This is a genomic window from Campylobacter sp. W0066.2 (assembly GCF_024723515.1).
Classification (GTDB): domain Bacteria; phylum Campylobacterota; class Campylobacteria; order Campylobacterales; family Campylobacteraceae; genus Campylobacter_D.
On record NZ_JANQCV010000037.1, the window covers coordinates 1 to 1,148 of the forward strand.

Here is a 1,148-nt window from a genome sequence, read left to right on the forward strand (position 1 = left end):
GGTGTATTTGATACGTAATATATAGGTTTGATATTGAAAGGCTGGAGGAGATGGATATATAATATAAGTATTAGAATCTAGCAAAAAAGGATTGGGATATTGATTGATAGTATGTGGTAGTATAATAGCAAGGAGAGTAAGATAAAGGCTTATTAAGCCTTTATGTGAAAATTATTTTTGCCCTATGTAGATGAAGTGTTGTATACTTCCTTCAAAATTATATAAATTTATCAGCTCATAATCTCCCCAAAACAATGGTTTAAAAGGTTTAAATTTTTCTTTTAATTCTTCAATCGTATTTGTAAAATTTATATAAGTAGATTCACTATTTAATCTTGGACTAGATTTTACTTCTACTAAACCATTTTCTTTAACATCCCCTGTAACAAATTCTTGGTAAGCTTTAGAGCTAATCATAGTCGCGAAAATTATTGCTCCATCATTGCATAAATCATAAAATTCTTCAATAGTTTTTTGAAAATCTTTGCTTGGCAAATAATATAAACTTTGATTTGCAAAAATAAAATCCATTTTTACATCAAATAATTTTTTAAAACTAGAGTTAGGTGTAATTACGTGAAAATTATTTTCATTTATCCTAAGATCTTTTTTCCAAGTATTTTTTAAACTAGGAACAATATGTACACCATAAGCGTTAATATCCCCCCCCCGTTACATCTTGAAAATATTTAGAATGCACTCCATTCCCACAACCAAAATCAAGCAAATTTCCACTTGTTTTGTTTAATTTATACTTCAAGATTCTCTCATAAAATCTTATAACATGTCCATCGGGATATTGCAAGCCATATCCTTCATTGTCATATTTTTTAGTATATCCTAATAATGAATTATCCATAATTTATCCTTTAAATTTAAAATATAATTTCATTATACAATAAAATAAAAAATATTATAATGATTTTTAATTCTTCTTTCTAGAAAGTAATAAAATATATTAAAAGCACAAATACTAATTTAATTTTATGGCGACCCCTAGAGGATTTGAACCTCTGTTATCACACAGAGAGAGTGACGTCCTGAGCCACTAGACGAAAGGGTCAATGAGTGGTGTCCCGTGTTGGATTCGAACCAACGGCCCCCTCCTTAAAAGGGAGATGCTCTACCGGCTGAGCTAACGAGACAAT

2 protein-coding genes and 2 tRNA genes are annotated in these 1,148 nt (G+C 29.5%); all 4 read right to left on the bottom strand.

Going from position 1 to position 1,148, the window contains the following annotated elements; all coding sequences use genetic code 11:
• Positions 1–171: 171 nt before the first annotated feature.
• Positions 172–531, bottom strand: coding sequence for a methyltransferase (locus CAMP18498_RS07855; RefSeq protein WP_263683635.1), 360 nt, complete (start codon positions 529–531; stop codon positions 172–174).
• Positions 532–655: 124 nt separating this feature from the next.
• Positions 656–859, bottom strand: coding sequence for a hypothetical protein (locus tag CAMP18498_RS07860; protein ID WP_337198260.1), 204 nt, complete (start codon positions 857–859; stop codon positions 656–658).
• Between the two features lie 128 nt (positions 860–987).
• Positions 988–1,063 (bottom strand) — tRNA-Glu (locus tag CAMP18498_RS07865).
• A 6-nt stretch (positions 1,064–1,069) separates the two neighbouring features.
• Positions 1,070–1,145, bottom strand: a tRNA-Lys gene (locus CAMP18498_RS07870).
• Positions 1,146–1,148 lie beyond the last annotated feature (3 nt).